The sequence below is a fragment of the Lactobacillus kimbladii genome (genome assembly GCF_000970755.1).
GTDB lineage: Bacteria > Bacillota > Bacilli > Lactobacillales > Lactobacillaceae > Lactobacillus > Lactobacillus kimbladii.
This window is the reverse complement of record NZ_KQ034007.1, coordinates 291,139-308,927: the sequence shown is the minus strand read 5'-3', so window position 1 is coordinate 308,927 and position 17,789 is coordinate 291,139. Positions and strand designations below refer to the sequence as shown.

General features: G+C 37.0%; 13 protein-coding genes. 2 read left to right on the top strand and 11 right to left on the bottom strand.

Features of this window, described 5'->3' with window-relative positions; translation table 11 throughout:
- Positions 1-780: 780 nt before the first annotated feature.
- The 3 genes from serS to JF75_RS01885 all read right to left on the bottom strand — a co-directional run bounded on the left by serS (position 781) and on the right by JF75_RS01885 (position 3,554).
- On the bottom strand, positions 781-2,088 hold the full coding sequence (gene serS / locus JF75_RS01895; protein ID WP_046331629.1) for a serine--tRNA ligase: 1,308 nt from the start codon (positions 2,086-2,088) through the stop codon (positions 781-783).
- Between the two features lie 330 nt (positions 2,089-2,418).
- A complete protein-coding gene (locus JF75_RS01890) occupies positions 2,419-2,949 on the bottom strand; it encodes a GNAT family N-acetyltransferase (RefSeq protein ID WP_046331628.1) in 531 nt (176 codons plus the stop codon).
- The gene (locus JF75_RS01885) at positions 2,949-3,554 is read right to left on the bottom strand and encodes a TVP38/TMEM64 family protein (RefSeq protein ID WP_046331627.1); all 606 of its coding nucleotides are present in this window, start codon (positions 3,552-3,554) and stop codon (positions 2,949-2,951) included. Before JF75_RS01885 ends, JF75_RS01890 begins: the two co-directional genes overlap by 1 nt.
- Before the next feature lie 193 nt (positions 3,555-3,747).
- On the opposite strand from JF75_RS01885, the gene JF75_RS01880 reads away from it, so the two are divergent.
- Together JF75_RS01880 and JF75_RS01875 are read left to right on the top strand one after the other, a co-directional pair.
- A complete protein-coding gene (locus tag JF75_RS01880) occupies positions 3,748-4,530 on the top strand; it encodes an alpha/beta hydrolase (protein ID WP_046331626.1) in 783 nt (260 codons plus the stop codon).
- 123 nt (positions 4,531-4,653) lie between these two features.
- Positions 4,654-6,030 carry an NAD-dependent succinate-semialdehyde dehydrogenase gene (locus tag JF75_RS01875; RefSeq protein ID WP_046331625.1) on the top strand — a complete coding sequence of 459 codons (1,377 nt, stop codon included), beginning with the start codon at positions 4,654-4,656 and terminating at the stop codon, positions 6,028-6,030.
- 84 nt (positions 6,031-6,114) lie between these two features.
- Here JF75_RS01875 and JF75_RS01870 read toward each other — a convergent pair whose 3' ends face one another.
- From JF75_RS01870 to JF75_RS01835, 8 genes are all read right to left on the bottom strand, one after another.
- Positions 6,115-7,131, bottom strand: coding sequence for a zinc ribbon domain-containing protein (locus JF75_RS01870; RefSeq protein ID WP_046331624.1), 1,017 nt, complete (start codon positions 7,129-7,131; stop codon positions 6,115-6,117).
- Between the two features lie 95 nt (positions 7,132-7,226).
- Positions 7,227-8,777 (bottom strand): ATP-binding cassette domain-containing protein, encoded by a 1,551-nt coding sequence (locus JF75_RS01865; RefSeq protein ID WP_046331623.1) that lies wholly within the window; start codon positions 8,775-8,777, stop codon positions 7,227-7,229.
- A gap of 319 nt (positions 8,778-9,096) precedes the next feature.
- Complete coding sequence (locus JF75_RS01860) at positions 9,097-12,129, bottom strand: MMPL family transporter (protein ID WP_046331622.1); 3,033 nt, start codon at positions 12,127-12,129, stop codon at positions 9,097-9,099.
- On the bottom strand, positions 12,122-12,709 hold the full coding sequence (locus JF75_RS01855; protein ID WP_046331621.1) for a TetR/AcrR family transcriptional regulator: 588 nt from the start codon (positions 12,707-12,709) through the stop codon (positions 12,122-12,124). The genes JF75_RS01860 and JF75_RS01855 overlap by 8 nt, the downstream gene beginning before the upstream one ends.
- A 161-nt stretch (positions 12,710-12,870) precedes the next feature.
- Positions 12,871-13,794 (bottom strand): serine hydrolase, encoded by a 924-nt coding sequence (locus JF75_RS01850; protein WP_046331620.1) that lies wholly within the window; start codon positions 13,792-13,794, stop codon positions 12,871-12,873.
- A gap of 14 nt (positions 13,795-13,808) precedes the next feature.
- Positions 13,809-14,726: a magnesium transporter CorA family protein gene (locus JF75_RS01845; RefSeq protein ID WP_046331619.1), complete on the bottom strand. Its 918-nt coding sequence runs from the start codon at positions 14,724-14,726 to the stop codon at positions 13,809-13,811.
- A gap of 136 nt (positions 14,727-14,862) precedes the next feature.
- Positions 14,863-16,164, bottom strand: coding sequence for an extracellular solute-binding protein (locus JF75_RS01840; RefSeq protein ID WP_046331618.1), 1,302 nt, complete (start codon positions 16,162-16,164; stop codon positions 14,863-14,865).
- Positions 16,165-16,431: 267 nt separating this feature from the next.
- A complete protein-coding gene (locus JF75_RS01835; protein WP_046331617.1) occupies positions 16,432-17,742 on the bottom strand; it encodes an extracellular solute-binding protein in 1,311 nt (436 codons plus the stop codon).
- Between the last annotated feature and the right edge of the window lie 47 nt (positions 17,743-17,789).

Genomic DNA, 17,789 nt, shown 5'->3' with positions numbered 1-17,789 from the left:
GTGCTGCTTATTTGGTATTAGCACCTGTTTCCAAGTGGTATCCCAAGCTATAGGGCAGGTTGCCCACGTGTTACTCACCCATCCGCCGCTCGCGCTCTTGACTTCCTACCGAAGTATTCCGTTAAGATTGCTCGCTCGACTTGCATGTATTAGGCACGCCGCCAGCGTTCGTCCTGAGCCAGGATCAAACTCTCATTTTTTAATGTTTGTTTGAATGTTTGCTCATTCGTTCCAAGATTCGCATCTCGGATTTATTTGCTTGCGAAATTGACTTCGCTCTTTTGTTTTGGGTTCTTGATAAACCCGCACATTTTTGCGAAAACATTGTTCAGTTTTCAAGGTACTACCTGCTGCTTCTTTAAAACAGCTTTTTTATTTTCCCAGATTCACGCGCTTTTGTCAAGCACTTTTTTCTGGGGACCTGTTTGCCGTCTTGCCCGACAGCGTTTATTATCTTACTAAAGCAGCGCGATTTTGTCAACTGCTTTTGCTCGATTTATGTTGAGCTTGTTATTTGTCGTAACTCGCTCAGACACAAGTAATACATTACTCTTTTTGTATTCATTCGTCAAATTAATCCATTTGTTCGTTATTTAAGTAAAATAGCTTTCAAATTAGTTTTGACTAATACTTGTTAGACCCACTTCTTTATTTTTTAGACTAGACCAATTAACCAATTATTCGTAATTCGGTCAAATTTACTACTTACACTGCCCAAAATTTTTACAAAAAATTTCGCAAGTTTATTCAACCTGCGAAATCATAACGAATTACTACTTATTAAATCAGAGTTTCTTCCTTAGTAATCTTCGTCATTCCATTCATATAAGGAACCAAAACTTCTGGTACGGTAACTGTGCCATCTTCATTTTGATAGTTTTCTAAAATTGCAGCCACAGTTCTGCCTACTGCCAAACCTGAGCCGTTAAGAGTATGTGCCAAGTGCAGCTTGCCATCTTCATCACGGTAACGAATTTGAGCGCGACGAGCTTGAAAGTCAGTACAGTTAGAGCAACTAGAAATTTCACGGTATTTGTCTTGGGCCGGCATCCAAACTTCCAAATCATAAGTCTTAGCACTGGTAAAACTAGCATCCCCAGTAGACAAAGCTACAACGTGGTATGGCAAATCAAGTTTTTGCAACAAGTGCTCAGCATTATGAGTCAATTTATCTAATTCATCCCAAGAATCTTCCTGTTTGCAAATTTTAACCATTTCAACTTTTCTAAACTCATGCATTCTAATCAGACCGCGAGTATCACGACCAGCTGAACCAGCTTCACTTCTAAATGCTGGAGACAATGCAGTTACATTGATTGGCAGCTTATCACCGTGAATAATTTCATCACGGAAATAGTTAACAAGAGGCACTTCAGCAGTAGGAATCAAAGTTAAGTCCCGTGGCTTGTCAGGATTGTCGTTATCAACAATGGTATAAACATCTTCACGGAATTTAGGAAATTGACCCGTACCCTGCATTGATTCATCGTTAACTAAATATGGCGGAATTATTTCAGTGTAGCCTTCTTTAGTATTTTCATCTAAGAAGAAGTTAAAAACAGCTCGCTCAAGTAAAGCACCAGCACCTTTATAATAGACAAAACGGGCGCCAGAAACTTTAGCTCCTCTGTCCCAATCCAAAATATCGAGATCAGTACCAATATCCCAGTGAGCCTTAGGCTTAAATGCTAATTTTGTTGGTTCATGCCACTTACGAACTTCTTCATTATAACTTTCATCAGGTCCAATTGGATCAGAATCGTCTGGGAAATTAGGCAGTCTTAGCAAAATATATTCTTGCTTTTCAGTCAATTCAGCAACCTTATCATCAAGTTCCTTAATTTCCTGTCCAACTGCACGCATTTTTTGCACAGCAGCAGAAGCGTCTTCCTTATTTCTCTTAATTTCCGCAATTTTCTTTGAAACTGTATTGCGTTCAGCTTTCAGCTGCTCACTGCGGTTCAATTCTTCACGCCGATCGGCATCAATTTTAACCAATTCATCAAGCTCTTCGGGCTTAATGCCACGTCTGCCAAGCTTATCCTTGGCCCAATCAAGATTCTCGCGAATCACCTTTATATCCAGCATCTTTTTACCTCCACAAAAAAAGCCAACTCATCCCACAAGATTGGGACGAATTGGCTCATACATGGCTTCGCGGTACCACCCAGTTTCAGCTAATATTTAGCTGCACTTCATTAAGTCGGCGATAACGATGCCGCGTGCCGTGTAATTATTAATTACCCACATTAATGGAATCTGGAAACGACGTCTATTCGCTTGCACCAAAATGCGAACTCTCTGAATCAGTCTGAGGATTCCGTGTTTGGATATTATTTTAAGCTATTATCCTTTTTTTAGCAAACAATATTTAATGTTTTTATAATTATTTTTGTAAAAAATTTTGCCTACTTTAAATCACTTTTCTTTATTGAGCCAGTCTGCCTTTTTTAACAAAAAATAATCTTCCCGATATTGAAATAACTCACTTAGCTGGCTCATATCGACCGAATAAATATATTTAAAGCCTAAACGAGTAAGTAAATTCTGTGAACGAAAATTATTTTTAAAAGTGCCAGCCCAAATTTCAGATTGATTGAGCTTTTTGAACGCATAATCTAAAAGTATATTTAACGCTTCAGTCATATAACCTTGACCCGAAAAATCTTTATCAAGCAAAAAGCCAATTTCTTTGGTATGCAGTAATTCTTCTTCGTTAGTACCTCTATTATATAGTTCAACTAAGCCAATTAATTGCTGAGAATTTCTAAGACAAATGCCATAACTATACTTTCTAGCAGCATACTTTCCGGCGGCAACTTCAGCTTCCACCAGATTTTGATAATGCCCAAAGCCTGCTAAGTTCTGATAATATTGATCTTGCCCCCATTTAAGCAGAGTTGGTGCATCAGCTAATTTGAGGGGCCGAAAATAAATTCGCCTACCCATTAATGACCTGTCAGCTTTAGTAGCCAATCCATGCCCAAGCCCAGTGCCAGACTGTATGCCGCAATGGTCCAAGGCTTGCCTAAGATAATAATCCAAAAATAAGTCCAGAATTTCATATCAGTCAAACCGGCTAAAAGACACAAAACATCATCTGGCGCCATCGGGGCAACAATACAGATTGCAAAAAACCAGTTGAATTTACGCTGGTTTTTAGTCCATTTCATATATTTATCAAGAGTTTTTTCAGAAACAATATGAAGAATAAAAGGTCTGCCGTAAAAACGCGCTAAAAAGAAGTTAATAATTGAACCAATACAGATTCCCACATAATTGTAAATAAAACCGGCTATGGGCCCAAAGAAAATAACTCCTCCTAAAAGTGAAACACCACCAGGAATAATAGGAATAACAACCTGAATTATCTGGATTAAAACAAAAATAATCGGCCCAATTATTCTCTTGTTAGCCAAATAAGCTTTCATTTTAGCCTGACTGGTAAATATTCCTAATTTGTACCAGTATATACATAAAATAATAATGATAATCCCGCTGACAACGGTCAAGATATTAATCAGTCTTCGACTAGCTTTAGCAGACAGATGCATAGCTTACCTCCAATGTTAAGCCTAATTTTACCAAAAAATAAGCATAGTGATTACTTTTTAAGTCATTAAATAATAATAATTAAAATATTTTAATTATTTTCCTGAAGTGAAAGCAATTTAGGTTTAAAACAAAAACTGACTGTTAATTACAGTATAATAGGTTTAAAAATATAATTTTGGGGAGGAAAATCGGATGACCACAATTATCAATGATGTCACTTATGATGAACAAAGAAAACTTAAGGTAGATATTTATAAGCCAGACAACGTTAGTTTTAGTGACAAAATACTGCTGTTTTGGCATGGTGGCGGCTGGTTTCGGGGAGATAAAAACAGTTTTAAAGACTTATGTCAAAAAATTTCTGACCACGGTTTCACTGTTTTTGCCCCTAATTACTCTCTTGCTCCACAATACCTTTTTCCAGCAGCACACCAAGATAGCATTAACTTCGTCAAATGGCTGATGCAAAGCGATTTTGTAATTAATAAAAAAGTTAATATTACTCAAATCGGTGCCAGTAGTGGTGGCACCATGGCGCTAAATATTGCGGGTAAATATGGCTTTCCTACTGTAACTTGGTCTGCTCCCGTCAGTTATTCTGCTTGGATGAAAGATCACCAAAACGTCACGCCAGCAGTTGATGGCCATAAAGAACTAGGTTTGAGCAACCAACGTGATATTAACAACGCTTTTTATAAATATTTTACCTTAGCATATGCCGGTTCTGAAGATGAAAAGGTATTAAAAGAGATTGATGCTGATTCATATGATTACAGCAATTTACAGCAATTATTAATGATCAATTCTGCAGATGAATTGTCTCCTATTAAATATTTACTTAATTTTATTATCTTTTTGGCACAAAATAACCATGCTGTTGACCTAAAATTAATAGCAGGTAAGCACCACGCAATGACTTATGCTAATCAATATTTAGAGGAATCATTAGCATACCTTTTAAATGCAGTAAAATAAATCTTAACTTTTACTTACTAATTATTAGTAAAATATTCTATATGTGCTATAATGATTTATGAAAACGGTTTATATTGATTTTGAGAAAAATCTATCCTGATTAAAATTTAAGGAGATAATATTATGGCTAAATATCAATCTATTAATCCATATACTAATGAAACTTTTGCCAGCTATGATAATCCTACAGCTGAACAAATTGAGGATGCTCTAAACTTGACCGATGCACTTTACCACAAGTGGCGCCATGAAGGCCCTGAGACCCGAACAGCAACATTACACAAAGTAGCAGACGGTTTGCGCGAGCATAAAAAAGAAATGGCAGAGATCATGACCCGTGAAATGGGTAAAATGATTGGTGAATCTGAAGGTGAAGTTGATCTTTGTGTATCTATTTGTGATTACTTTGCCGAAAAAGGTCCCGAGTTGTTGAAACCTGAGCCAATTGACACCAAATTGGGTGATGCATATTACCTTAAACAAGCAACTGGCGTAATAATGGCGTGTGAGCCGTGGAATTTCCCTCTTTATCAAGTAATCAGGGTATTTGCACCAAACTTTATTGTTGGTAATCCTATTATATTGAAGCATGCCCACAATGTTCCTGGTTCTGCAGCATTGATTGCTAAAATTATTAAACAAGCAGGTGCCCCTGAAGGCAGCCTGATTAATATGTATCCGAGCTATGACCAACTTGATCAAATGATTGCAGACCCAAGAATTCAGGGCGTAGCGTTGACTGGTTCAGAACGTGGTGGTTCTTCAGTTGCCGAAAATGCTGGTAAAAACCTGAAGAAATCGACTATGGAGCTTGGCGGTAATGATGCCTTCATCATTCTTGATGACGCTGATCCTGAAGTTTTGAAACAGGCTCTTAGTTCAGCCAGAACTTATAATGACGGCCAGGTATGTACTTCTTCCAAACGCATTATTGTTGTTAAATCCCGCTATGAAGAAACAATCCATGAATTAAAGAAGGTCTTTTCTAGTTTGAAAGCAGGAGATCCGCTTGATCCAAGTACTACCTTGCCACCACTGAACTCACAGGGCGCAAAGGATAAACTGACTAAACAATTAGATGGCGCTCTTGCAGGAGGAGCAAAAATTTTGTACCAGTATCCTGAAATTGATTCAGATGGTGCATTCTTCCGTCCGACTATTTTAACCAATGTTGATCGTGACAACCCGGCATTTGACCAAGAATTCTTTGGTCCGGTTGCTACTGTTTATGAAGTCGAAGATGAAGACGCCGCTATTGCTTTAGCAAACGATTCTAGTTACGGTTTGGGTTCTTCTGTTATCAGTTCCAACATTAAGCGTGCTCAAAATGTAGCTGCACAAATTGAAACTGGTATGTCTGTCATCAATGGCACATGGATTAGCTCCGGTGAATTACCATTTGGTGGCGTTAAGAAATCTGGCTATGGCCGTGAACTCAGTGATTTAGGTTTGATGGCTTTCGTCAACCAACACTTAGTAATATCAATGCCAACCAAATAACTCATCATTAAGATATAAATTAAAAAAGCTGATAAACTGTATCGCCCAATAAGAGCGCTGATTTATCAGCTTTTTTTTTAATTATTACTTTTGACGGTGACGAAATAAATTATAGCCTGTAAGTCCTGTCGTCATCACATTGGCTAGAATTAAGAAATAAGTTGAAGCCCCTACTGATACGGCATACAAAAGCAGTTGGCTGGTAATGCTGTGTAAAATGCCCCGATTAGACAGTGAAGTATTGGACATCCTATAAATAACGTAAATTAGAAAAATAGTTTCAATTAAAGAAAGTAAAAACGCAATGACCCTGCTCTTTTTAGTATCTCTCATAGTATGATAAATAATAAATAACGGAATTAAAACAATTATGAGCCAAATTATACAAAGCAAAACGCCTGAAAGCAATGTCGCATTTGAAGAAAAAAGTCTGCCGGCAAGCCTAAAAATGACACCGGTAATCGACATTTTTTGGCCATAAGTCACGTCTAACACAGATGCACCAGAACCAGTAAATAAAACTATTAGGTTTATTACTGCCATCAGTACTACTAAAAGTTGCACGTAGGAAAAATGTTTTTTCTTGTTGACAGTTGTTTTTGCAGCAGAATTTTTCTGAGTCAATCTGCTTTTTGCTTTTACTTTTTCTTTTGATTCAGCCACATCATTAAACATGTTGGACCCAATCTGATTTATTTTTTGTGTTAAACGTTCATCCACAGTATAGCGGTCAATTTTTTCCTCACGACTACAAACAAAGTATAGCCAGACCAGCAGTGCAAAAAAACAAATCCAACCAAAGCTGCGGGAAAAACTCATAAGAATCAGTAAAACTATTCCTAACAGAAAAGCAATCATGCTATTAACATGAATCCATTGCAGCATTCGTTCAATAACCGAATTTTGTTTTTCCGGATAAAATTCTTGCCGATATACTTTACGACTGGCAATTTTTTGACCAGTTTTTTCATCTTCAAAATTAGCCTTTTGGTGTCGGTCCGTGAAAAAAGTCTCACGATATTTTTGTAAATCAAAATGGCAATTTGGACAGGTAACATCCTCATCAGTGATGGGACGACCACAGTTTGGACAAGTAGTCATAAGAAACTTCCTTTAAGCAATAATTATTAATAGCTTAATCATAAAACAAAAATAGCGATAAAGAAAATTCTTTATCACTATTTTAATACAGTCTTTTACTGTAATTCTTGAATTCGTGCCTTAACTTGCTTTATTTCAGAAATTGAAGCATTCGAATCAAGCATTAATTGATCGAGCTTAAATTTAAGTAACTCTAATTCATTATTGTTGCCTTTTTTGGACTGCTTCTTTTGGGCCGTAGATGTGATTAACCGACTATTCTTAATGTGCCATTTTGTAATTTTAAGCTGCTTGATAAATGCCTGATCGTGTGACACGAGAATCATGGCAAAGGGATAAACGGTGACAAATTCGGCCAGTGCATTAACCGATGCAATATCTAAAAAGTTAGTCGGTTCATCCAGTAGCAATAAATTATATTGACCTGTTAGTATCTTAGCTAAATTGAAACACACAAGCTGACCACCGCTAAGATCACTTATTTTGTGCTCACCGTATTGGCGCAAATGCAAATCGCCTAAGACCTGCATAGTCGAACTATCATCAAATATACTAGTAGCAAAAAGAGAATCTAACAAGGTTTTATCTGTTTGGCTCGCAACTATGTTTTGGTTAAAATAACCTATTTTCAATTTAGGATTATAAAAGCCGGTTAATTGTTTATTTTTGATTTTTTTCAGAAAAACAGTCTTACCAATCCCGTTTTGCCCAGTTAAAACTACTTTTGAGCCATAAGCAAGATTTACTTCCTGCGTAATGTTAAATAGCTTTTGACCATATGCATTAATTGGCTGTTGTTCTATCCGTAATGCCTTGCTTTTAGGAGAAATCGACAAATCAGTTATCGCATTTTTCAAAGTAATCGCATGATGAACTGGCGGCTTTTTTAGCTCTCCTTTTTCCTTATTGATGCGACTAGCAAGATTCTTACTGGCTCTGATAACATTATTTGCTGTTTTTTGTTTTCCCATGGACTTTGACCGCCAGTCAGATGAAGAAAGTCCCTTTTTATTACGAGAAAAAGTTCTGGCCTTATTAAAATGCTGATTATAACTTTTCTTTAACTGCTCAAGGTGCTTTTCCTTTTGCTCATAAGTCGTTTCTGCACGTTTTTGCTGATCTTCGCTAAAGCTGCAAAACTCTTCATAAGTCCCTGAGAAATTGTGCACTTCTTTATTTTGAACATACCAAACTGAATCACAGACGCTATTTAAAAAATTCTGGTCATGACTGATAATTAAACAGGCAATTTTGCTTTTACTTATTAACTTTATTAACCATTGTTGCTGGGTAATATCCAAATTAGAAGTGGGTTCGTCCAAAAGCAACAAACCGTTAGGCATATTTTTCAATTTGGCAACGGCCCTACTGAGAGCTAATTTCTCTCTTTGCCCGCCACTCTTATCACCAGCATCAAGCAGTTGCGGCACATAGGCAAAATTACAATTGTTAATAACTGCACCTTTAATAGTAAATAAATCCGGAAATTTTTCTTGAGCCAGAATTTTCATTAAAGTGGTTTTACCGGAACCATTATTACCAATCAAACCAATTTTTTGTCTTGAATTGATGCTCAACTTTGAGACAGTCAACAGTTTAGCAACTGCCACGTCAATTTGTAAATAATCTATTTTAATTAATTCCACTATAATACCTCAATGTATACGCGTAATTAGTAAAGTAAGCAGCAATTATAAGCTGCTAAAATTACTCTACTTGATAAATAAGATCGCTCTACGTTGAGTTAAAAATTAAAAAGTGGTGATTGATTTAAAACTACAACTAGAGCTTATTGATTATTTACTTGTCTTGACATGCCAGTATTCCTTACCTTCTACTTAAAATTTAATTAAAAATATTATACTATAATAAATTAACTTTTGTAAACCTGTCAGAAAACATATTTCACTAACAAAAAAGCTGAAACTCTCTAAATGAGAATTTCAACCTTTTAATAAAGTTCAATTATTTCTTAGCACGTTTATTCTTGCGCCAATGAACACCTTCATAAGTCAACTTGACTGCAGCTGACAAGGTAATCGGCATAATAAATACTAAAATTATCAAACCAATAATCACTGCCAAAGCAACTTCAATCAAAGTTGGAATTCCTGATGGAATTAATGCGGCAAATGTACCACCTAAGATAATGGCTGCTGAAACTACCACAGTTCCAATAATGCCACATGCTTTAAGCATTCTTTGACTTGGGCTGCCGTTTTCAAGTTCACGATAGCGTGTCATTAAGAAGATACTGTAATCAACACCTAAGGCAATTAACATGATAAAACCAAAGAACGGCGTGTTCCAAGTTAGCATGCTTTTACCTAAAGTAGCCTTAACTACCCACTCTGTAATTGATAATGAGCAGAAGTAAGCAATCAGTAGTGTACCTAAAATGTAGACAGGCTGTAAAAGTGAACGAGTAACAAAAATCAGGGCAATGCCAATTCCAATTAACATGATAGCAGCAGTTCTAATAAAGTCTCTGTTGGCAATGTCCTTAATGTCAGCGATGTTAGAACTTTCGCCACCCATTGCTACTGTAGCCTTTTTAAGCCTAGTTCCTGCTAATGACTTCTTAGCCATCAAACTCAGATCCTGCGCCTTCTTGGTTGCTTTAAGACTACTTGGATTTGACTTAAAGACAATCATGAGCATTGCTGACTTCTTGTCAGGACTCAAATAATTCTTAATCGAAGTTTGGAAAGTATCGTTTTTGATAAATTCTTGTGGGATATAGAAAGTATCTGCGGCTGAAGAACTTGCTAAACCATTAAGGTAAGCAGCACCTTGTCCTAAGCCACTATTTACTTCATCTACACCATTAGTAATCTTTGGCGTGCTTGAAGCTAACTTGCCAGCACCTGAATTAAGTTGACCAACACTGGAATTAACTTGGCCAATACCTGAACTTAATTGACCAGTACTGGAATTAACTTGACCAATACCAGAGTTTAATTGACCTGCACTGGAATTGAGTTGGCCAATGCCGCCATTTAAGGTAGCAGCACCATTAGTCAATTGACCCGAAGCAGTAGTTAATCTGCCGACACCAGATTGCAGCTGACCCATTTGTCCAGATACATCTGGCATTGAAGCAGAAGCTTCAGCCCAAGATTTTTCTAAAGCAGCACCAGCAGCTTGCATCGCAGCCATCTTCTGCTGCTGAGTTAAGCCGGGTATACTATTAATGCTCTTTGATAAGTTAGCTTTATAGCTCTTTTCTAAAACAGCTTTGGTATTTTTCTGTGCATTCGCAATACCAGCACTACCACTTGCAAGTTGGGAATTTAATTGGTTTAGGCCACTGCTCATTTGCTCAGTTCCACTTTGCAGACGACTGGCACCGCCTTGCAGTTGACCTGTCCCATTTTGCAAACGGCTGGCACCATTTTGCAGTTTACCAGTACCAGCCTGTAATTTGCTGGCGCCATCTTGGAGTTGACTAGTACCATTTTGCAATTGGCTGGTTCCGTCAGCCAACTTGCTTGCGCCAGCAGTAACTTTCTTGCTTGCCTTGCTCAATTTGCCCAAACCGGCGCGTGCCTGGTCAACACCTTGGTTAACAGTGTTAAGCTGATTCTTAACGTAGAGCTGATCAATGCTTTCACCATATGGCTGAGTTACAGAAGTGACAAAAGCCACATCTCCAGATGCCTGGAGCTGTCTGGTTAATTGATCAATTAACCGCAAATCTGCTTCATTATCAAGTTTATGGTTACTCTTAATATAAAGAGTCGATGGCTCGGCCATCCCCTTTGAAAAATGATCTTCAACAACGAGCATCCCTGCTTTAGCTGAAGCACTATTATCAATCTCATCAGTATCATCATAATTCAAGTGACCGGTATACATCAGACCAAAAGGAAGCACAACCACAGCCAGTACAATTAAGTAAATAATTGGGTGAGCAAGTGTCGCTTGGGAAATACCATGCCACAATTTATCTTCGTGCTCACCGGTAAACTTTTTCACCGGCCAGAACATTTTTTCACCCAAAACAGCCATGAAGAATGGATTGAGTGTCAACAGCACTATTAACAAAACAGCAACGCCGACTGCCACACCAACTGCTGATTGATAAATGGAAAAGTTAGCCAGACTTAACGCTGAAAATCCAATTAAGATGGAAGAACCGGAATAAAGGATGGTTTTACCAGCAACTTTTAAGGCACTATTCATCGCCTCATAGCGATCCATACCTTTACCGAGGTCTTCTTTGAATTTGTCATACAAAAGGATGTTATAGTCCGTACCAATTCCGAACAGCACAATAATCATAAAGACTTGTGTAAAGTTAGAAAACGGAAAGTTCTGGTATTCAACCAGATTAGTCACAATCGCAAATGATGTGATAAAGGAAACACCAACCGTTAGTAATGAAATTAGGGGCACTATTGGCGACCTGAAGACAATCACTAACACAATAAATATGAAGATAACGGTAATTACTTCTGTTTTCTTAATTCCCTCTTGAATAGCATTCGAGAAGGCATTTTGCAAAACATCAGCACCAGTAACGTAAGTTCTGATGCCGGCCGTTTTGACTGCTTTATTCAACTCAGCCTCAACATCATTAACCGGTCCGTGCTTTTTAGCCACATTCAACTGCATTATCCAAGTAGTATTATCTTTTGATTGCAGCTTTTTCTTAGTAGCAATATTATCATCTGGACCCAAGACCATCTTGATCCCATACTGATCTTGCTTGTCTTTAAGTCTGTCAATGGTTTCATTAATGGCATTTTTATCATCAGATGTCAATTTGCCCTTTTGCTTGTTAAAGACCACCGCAATCTGATAGGTATCTTTTTGCTTAGGACCCCAATCATTTTGAATTGACTTTGCGACTTCACTTTGAACATCCGACGGTAAGGAAATATTTGAGTGCTCACGGGTTAACCCTGTAACGTCCGGCAAAGCCACAACTGAAATGATTAATATTAAAATCCATGCAATTAACGAGAAAATATGATTTTTTACTAGTTTATGCACTCTTATTTTCCTTTCTCTTTTTTGGCAATAATTTCTTAGGCTGAACCAATTGAATAATTAATTCATGATAGCCTTGGTCAGCCTCTTCACTAGTTTCTTCTGTAAAAGAATCAGACACATCTAAAAAAACGTATCCTAGTACTGCCCCAATTAAGGAATGGAGCGAAACCGTGCTGTCACTTCTCAAATTTAGTTTGTCAGCCAAAGCTATTATCTTTAAAATTTCTTGAGTAATAGCATCGTCTTTTTGGTATTCATTCAAGTGATAGAGAATACTAATTAATGCAGGATCGTCCAAAATAAAATCACGCACGATATCCGCAAACTTAAGTAAAGCCTCTTCACCTGAAATTCCGATCAAATTATCAACTAATTTTTTACCTAAAATTTTAATTCTGCTTGCACCGACAAGCGACAGCAGTTGCTTTCGACCTGAAACATAATGGTAAAGTGACTGTGAACGAACGCCTAACTCTTTGGCTAGGTTCGGCAGAGTGGTCGCGGAAAGTCCCTTTCGTCCAATCAGCTCCGTCGCCTTCGCAATCACCTTATCTAAATCAAGGCTTCTTCTTTTAACCAATTTCACCCCTCCTTTTGACAGCATACTGAATAATATAGCACTACAATATGAAGAATACAATCTACATGCTGTAAATTATTTTAAATTAATAAAAAAGCCCTCAAAGTGACTTTTTATTAGGGCTTAAAATTTAAGATTTGTTAAAGTATACGTCAAAAATGTTATTTAAAAAAGCTGTTGACTGCCTTACCTAGTTTAACAAAATCATGGTCATTATTACTCCAGACGCTGACGCAATAAGCATTACCATTAGACTGGATAAGTGCAACATTGGCTTTACCATCACCAATGCCATATATCAGGCCTTTAGTATTACGAACAATTTTGGGTTTGGTCTTGACAGAACTTAGTGCTCCTAAAACTTGATTAGAATATTGTCTGCTTAAAATTTGATCATGGTAGAGACTCACCATAATTTTGTTCAAATCATTTGCTGTGGTTAAAGCTGCTGGTTTGGCTGAAAACTTACCTTTAATTGTAGTATCATGGACACCGATTTTCTTAATAATAGAGTTAACGGTAGCGGGCTTAACTGTGCGTAGCAGAGCATTGGCGGCAGTCTTGTCACCTTGCATCATCAGCTGCTTCAAATAAGCTGCATTATACGCAATTCCTTTTTGAAGCACCTTTTCACCTTTAACGTGATCTGCTTTTTTGATCTTGATTGCTTTTCTGGAAACAGACTTCCCATGTTGTTCTTGGTAAGTTAAAGCAATAAGTAGAAATAAACGACTAATAGTATTTACTCCGTGTCGTTGACTGGTATTAGAAACACGCGCATATTTATTGTTATTCAGGTCTTGAACACAAACTTGATAGCTCTGATCCTTCCCCATCACCTGTACAATTTTTTCCGCCCATTTTTGCTCACTGCCAGAAGCAATTTTAATGTGATTGGGATATTCCACGGTCGCAACTTTTGGTTCACGGACAGAATTTTTTCCCTTTTTATTTTTGACAATCTGTTCTTGTCCTTGACCGACAATTTTCAGGCTGCTGTTCTCTACTTTTTTAAGATTGACAGAATAGAGCATAAAAGCAATAAGTGCTGTTATTAATGAGCCTATCAAAATTTTATTTTTCATTTGTTTGCCTCAGTTTAAAAGAAGTGATGTCGTTTCATTAGCACAATCAACCATACCATTAAAAAGACTGTCACCACTATGATAGCAATCCAGTCAGACGAGCTGTGGCCAACCGGAAGACTGACGTTCATACCGTAAAAACCGGTTAGAATAGTAGGAATAGTTAAAACCAAAGACCAGACAGTTAAAAACTTCATCGTATCGTTCAAGTTGTTGTTCATCATATTATTTGAAGTTGCTGACAATGTTTGCGTAACCTGCTGTGAAATTTTTACCATTTCTGCAGATTGATTTGACTCAATTAAGACATCATCAAGACGTTCACGCCCCGGCTTGGTAAAGTTCAACTGAGACATTTTTAAACTGTGCAGCATCATTAGGTTAGTTTGTATTGAGCTAGACAAATATACTAGACTTTTTTCAATATTTGACAGTTCAACTAAGTCCTTGTTATTAATGTCACCGGAAAGCTTTTGGTCTAAACTATTGCGTTCTGCATCAAGCTGAGTAACAGCTCGTTGAAAATACTGTGAAGAATACAGTAAAAATTTCATTAATAATTCAGTAACATCTTGCGCCAGGGATAGTTCTCGTCTTGTAGCCGTGTCATTAAACTCATCAAATACATAACTGGTCGATTGAGTATGAAAAGTAAAGATGTTTTCCCCCGATATTAAAAAAGTTACTGGGTGAGCCGTAAAATGTTTGATAGTTTTAGTAGGCCAAATAGGCACATCATAAACTAGCAAGTTAATATGTGTATGCGTATCATAATCATAGTGGGGTCGTTCATGTCGGTCTGAAATATAAGTAATCATGTCAGGAGTAAAATGAAAGTCTATTTGCAGCTTATTACTGTCTTCTTCACTCAAATTGCTGATATCATACCATTTATAATTAGTTTCCACCGGAAACTTTTGTTCTTTGATCACGTTTTCACCCCTGGCCACTATATTTAGCTAGTGCTGCCACCAGCTTTGTTATGCCATTATTATCTTAACATTGAAGAGAAAAACGACAAATAAAAAAACAGGCCTAAGCCTGTTTTTTAAATTTTTTATCACTTTTCTATTGTTTCCAAGCTGCATCAAATTTATTTTTACCAGTAGTAATTGCTTTTTCAACATTCCGATTCTTTTGTGCAGCCGATAAGATTGATTGCATAATTGGGGTTAATTGACTAAATGTAGCACTAGAGTCCTTGATGACAGGAACACTGTAAAGTGAGTTGGCATTAAGTATGTCTTCTAATTTTGCTGGCAGTTTAAAGTCTTTATTCGACTTATATTCATCAGACTTTGTAGCACTGTCACTAACCGGGATATAGCCGGTTTCTTTAGCCCACTTAATTTGACTATCTTTAGAAGAAAGATATTTCATAAATTTGAAAGCAGCAGCTTTCTGCATCGCACTGGCGTGGCTGAACATATAAATGTCGGTACCTTGTGACATTGTATATTTGCTTGGCCGAGCTGCAACTTCATAATTGAAGCCTTTCTTAGCTGCCTGTTTGATCCATGTTTCAGTTGATGAAGATGTAACAAACATTGCCAATTTTTTGTTAGTAAACGGAATGTACAAGTATTTATCAGAACCTGGCATTCTAAAGTAACCCGCTTTTTCCCCGTTGATAAAGTAATTGAGCAACTTTCTGGATTTAGCACCAGTAAAGTCAATTTTACTGGAGAAATTTTCACCCTGGTTCTTCATACCCAAAACGTAGTAGTTATCAAGATCATCAAAGCCTGCACCAACTACTTGATGGTTACTCTTTTGGTAAATAGTCTGTGCAGCCTTCTTAACCTCAGCCATTGTTGCAGGAACTTTGGTAATGCCATATTCCTTAAACATCTTGGGGTTATAAATTAAAACTTCAATTGACTTGTTAAACGGAATACCGTATTGGGTGCCTTTAATCTGCGCACCATTTAGCATATCTTCTTTAATGCCAGATGCTGCAACACTGCCCCAACCTACATTTTTATCATTAATGTATGGTTTAAGGTCAACCAACATCTTATTTTTAGCAGCACTTTCAAGCCAACCCGGGTAAGCCTGAGTGATTGTTGGTAAATTTTTAGGTGATTGCAGAGTCGAAGTTATTTTTGACTGCAAGTTATCATAATCACCTTGTTGTTCAAGCTTGATTTTTATTTTAGGATTTTTATTTTCAAAATCCTGAGCTAAACTTTTCAGTGTTTTTTCCTGAGAACCCTGCATCCCATGCCAAAAAACAACTGTAGTTTTTTGAGTTACTTTTGGTATTTTAGAACTTGAGGATGATGAACTGCCACTTTTTGAACAAGCTGCAGTTCCAATTAATGCCAAGCCGGCTGCCGCAACAGCTGCCAGCTTTTTACCGAAATTCATGATATCTTTTTTCCTCCAAAATTTTTTAAGTGCTCAATAGTGATAGTTTGAGCATTAATACTCATTTATTGTATAGCAAATAATGCAAGATTACAATAAATTTAGACACAAAAATTCGGCTTTATTTGTATATTTTACTTTATTTGCAATTATAGTTAGCTATATTCCGAACATTTTCCAGATGACTTTTATTTTGTTCCATTTTGGGCATAAAAAAGAACTTGCCAATTATTGACAAGCTCTTTAATAAAAATTGCTATTTAGTTTTTATTGCTTCCAAGCAGCATCAAATTTTGCTTTGCCCGCTTTAATAGCGTCATCAATATTTTGCTTCTTTTGAGCAGCAGCTAAAATATTTTGCATAACTGGATTCAAATTGCCGTATGCAGCACCAGCATTTTTGATAATTGGCACACTGTATAAGTTTGCCATTGCATCTTCAAGTTTGGCCGGCAATTTCAGCTTCTTGGTATCCTTGTACTCAGCTGAATCAGCAGCTGCTTGATTGACTGGAACATAACCGGTGGCATTTGCCCATGTAAGTTGACTAGCTTTTGAAGTTAAGAACTTGATGTAAGTAAATGCAGCGGATTTTTGATCAGCTGAAGCATGCTTAAACATGTAAATGTCAGTACCTTGTGACATGGTGTATTTACCAGGACGAGGAGCAACATCATAAGTAAACTTATTGCCTACACCTTGTTTAACAAAGCCTTCACCAGCAGAAGTACCAATGTACATTGCTACCTTTTGGTTAGCAAATGGACCAGACAGATAGTGTTCTGAACCAGCTACTCTGAAGTAACCATCTTTGATTCCATCTGCGTAAAAATTAATAACCTTTTTTGAAGTGTCGCCGGCAAAGTCAATTTTACTTGAGAAGTCAACGCCTTCATTCTTCATGCCTAAAGTGTAGTAGTTTGATAATGAGTCAAAACCGGCACCTACAACTTTATGATTACTCTTTTTATAAATGATTTGTGAATCTTTCTTCAGTTCATCCATTGTTGCAGGTGCTTTTTTAATACCGTATTTCTTTAATAAATCTGCATTATAAGTCAAAACTTCAATTGATTTGTTAAAAGGAATGCCGTATTGTTTACCATTAATCTTAGCGCCATCGAGAAGTGCAGACTTGATATTAGAAGCCTTGCTGCTGCCCCAACCAACATCTTTATTATTAATATAAGGTGCTAAGTCAACCAGCATATCTTTCTTCGCTGCATTAAAGAGCCAGTCAGGATATGCTTGAGTAATGGTCGGTAAGTTATTAGGCGACTGCAAAGTGGAATTGATTTTAGCTTGTAAGTCGTTATAAGCTCCCTGATTTTCCAACTTAACCTTGATCTTAGGATTTTTACTTTCAAATTCCTGTGTCAACTTCTTTAAAGTAGATTGTTGCACACCTGTCATACCATGCCAAAAGACAATATTAGTTGTCTTTTTGACTTTAGCAATTTTTTCTGAACTTGAAGATGAGGAAGAATTAGAATTGCTTCCGCCATTTGAACAAGCTGCAGTACCAACAAGAGTTAAGCCAACTGCAAAGGCAGCGGCCAACTTTTTACTAAACTTCATTTGGTTAAACCTCCCAAATATAAAAACTAAACAACATTTTTTGATTA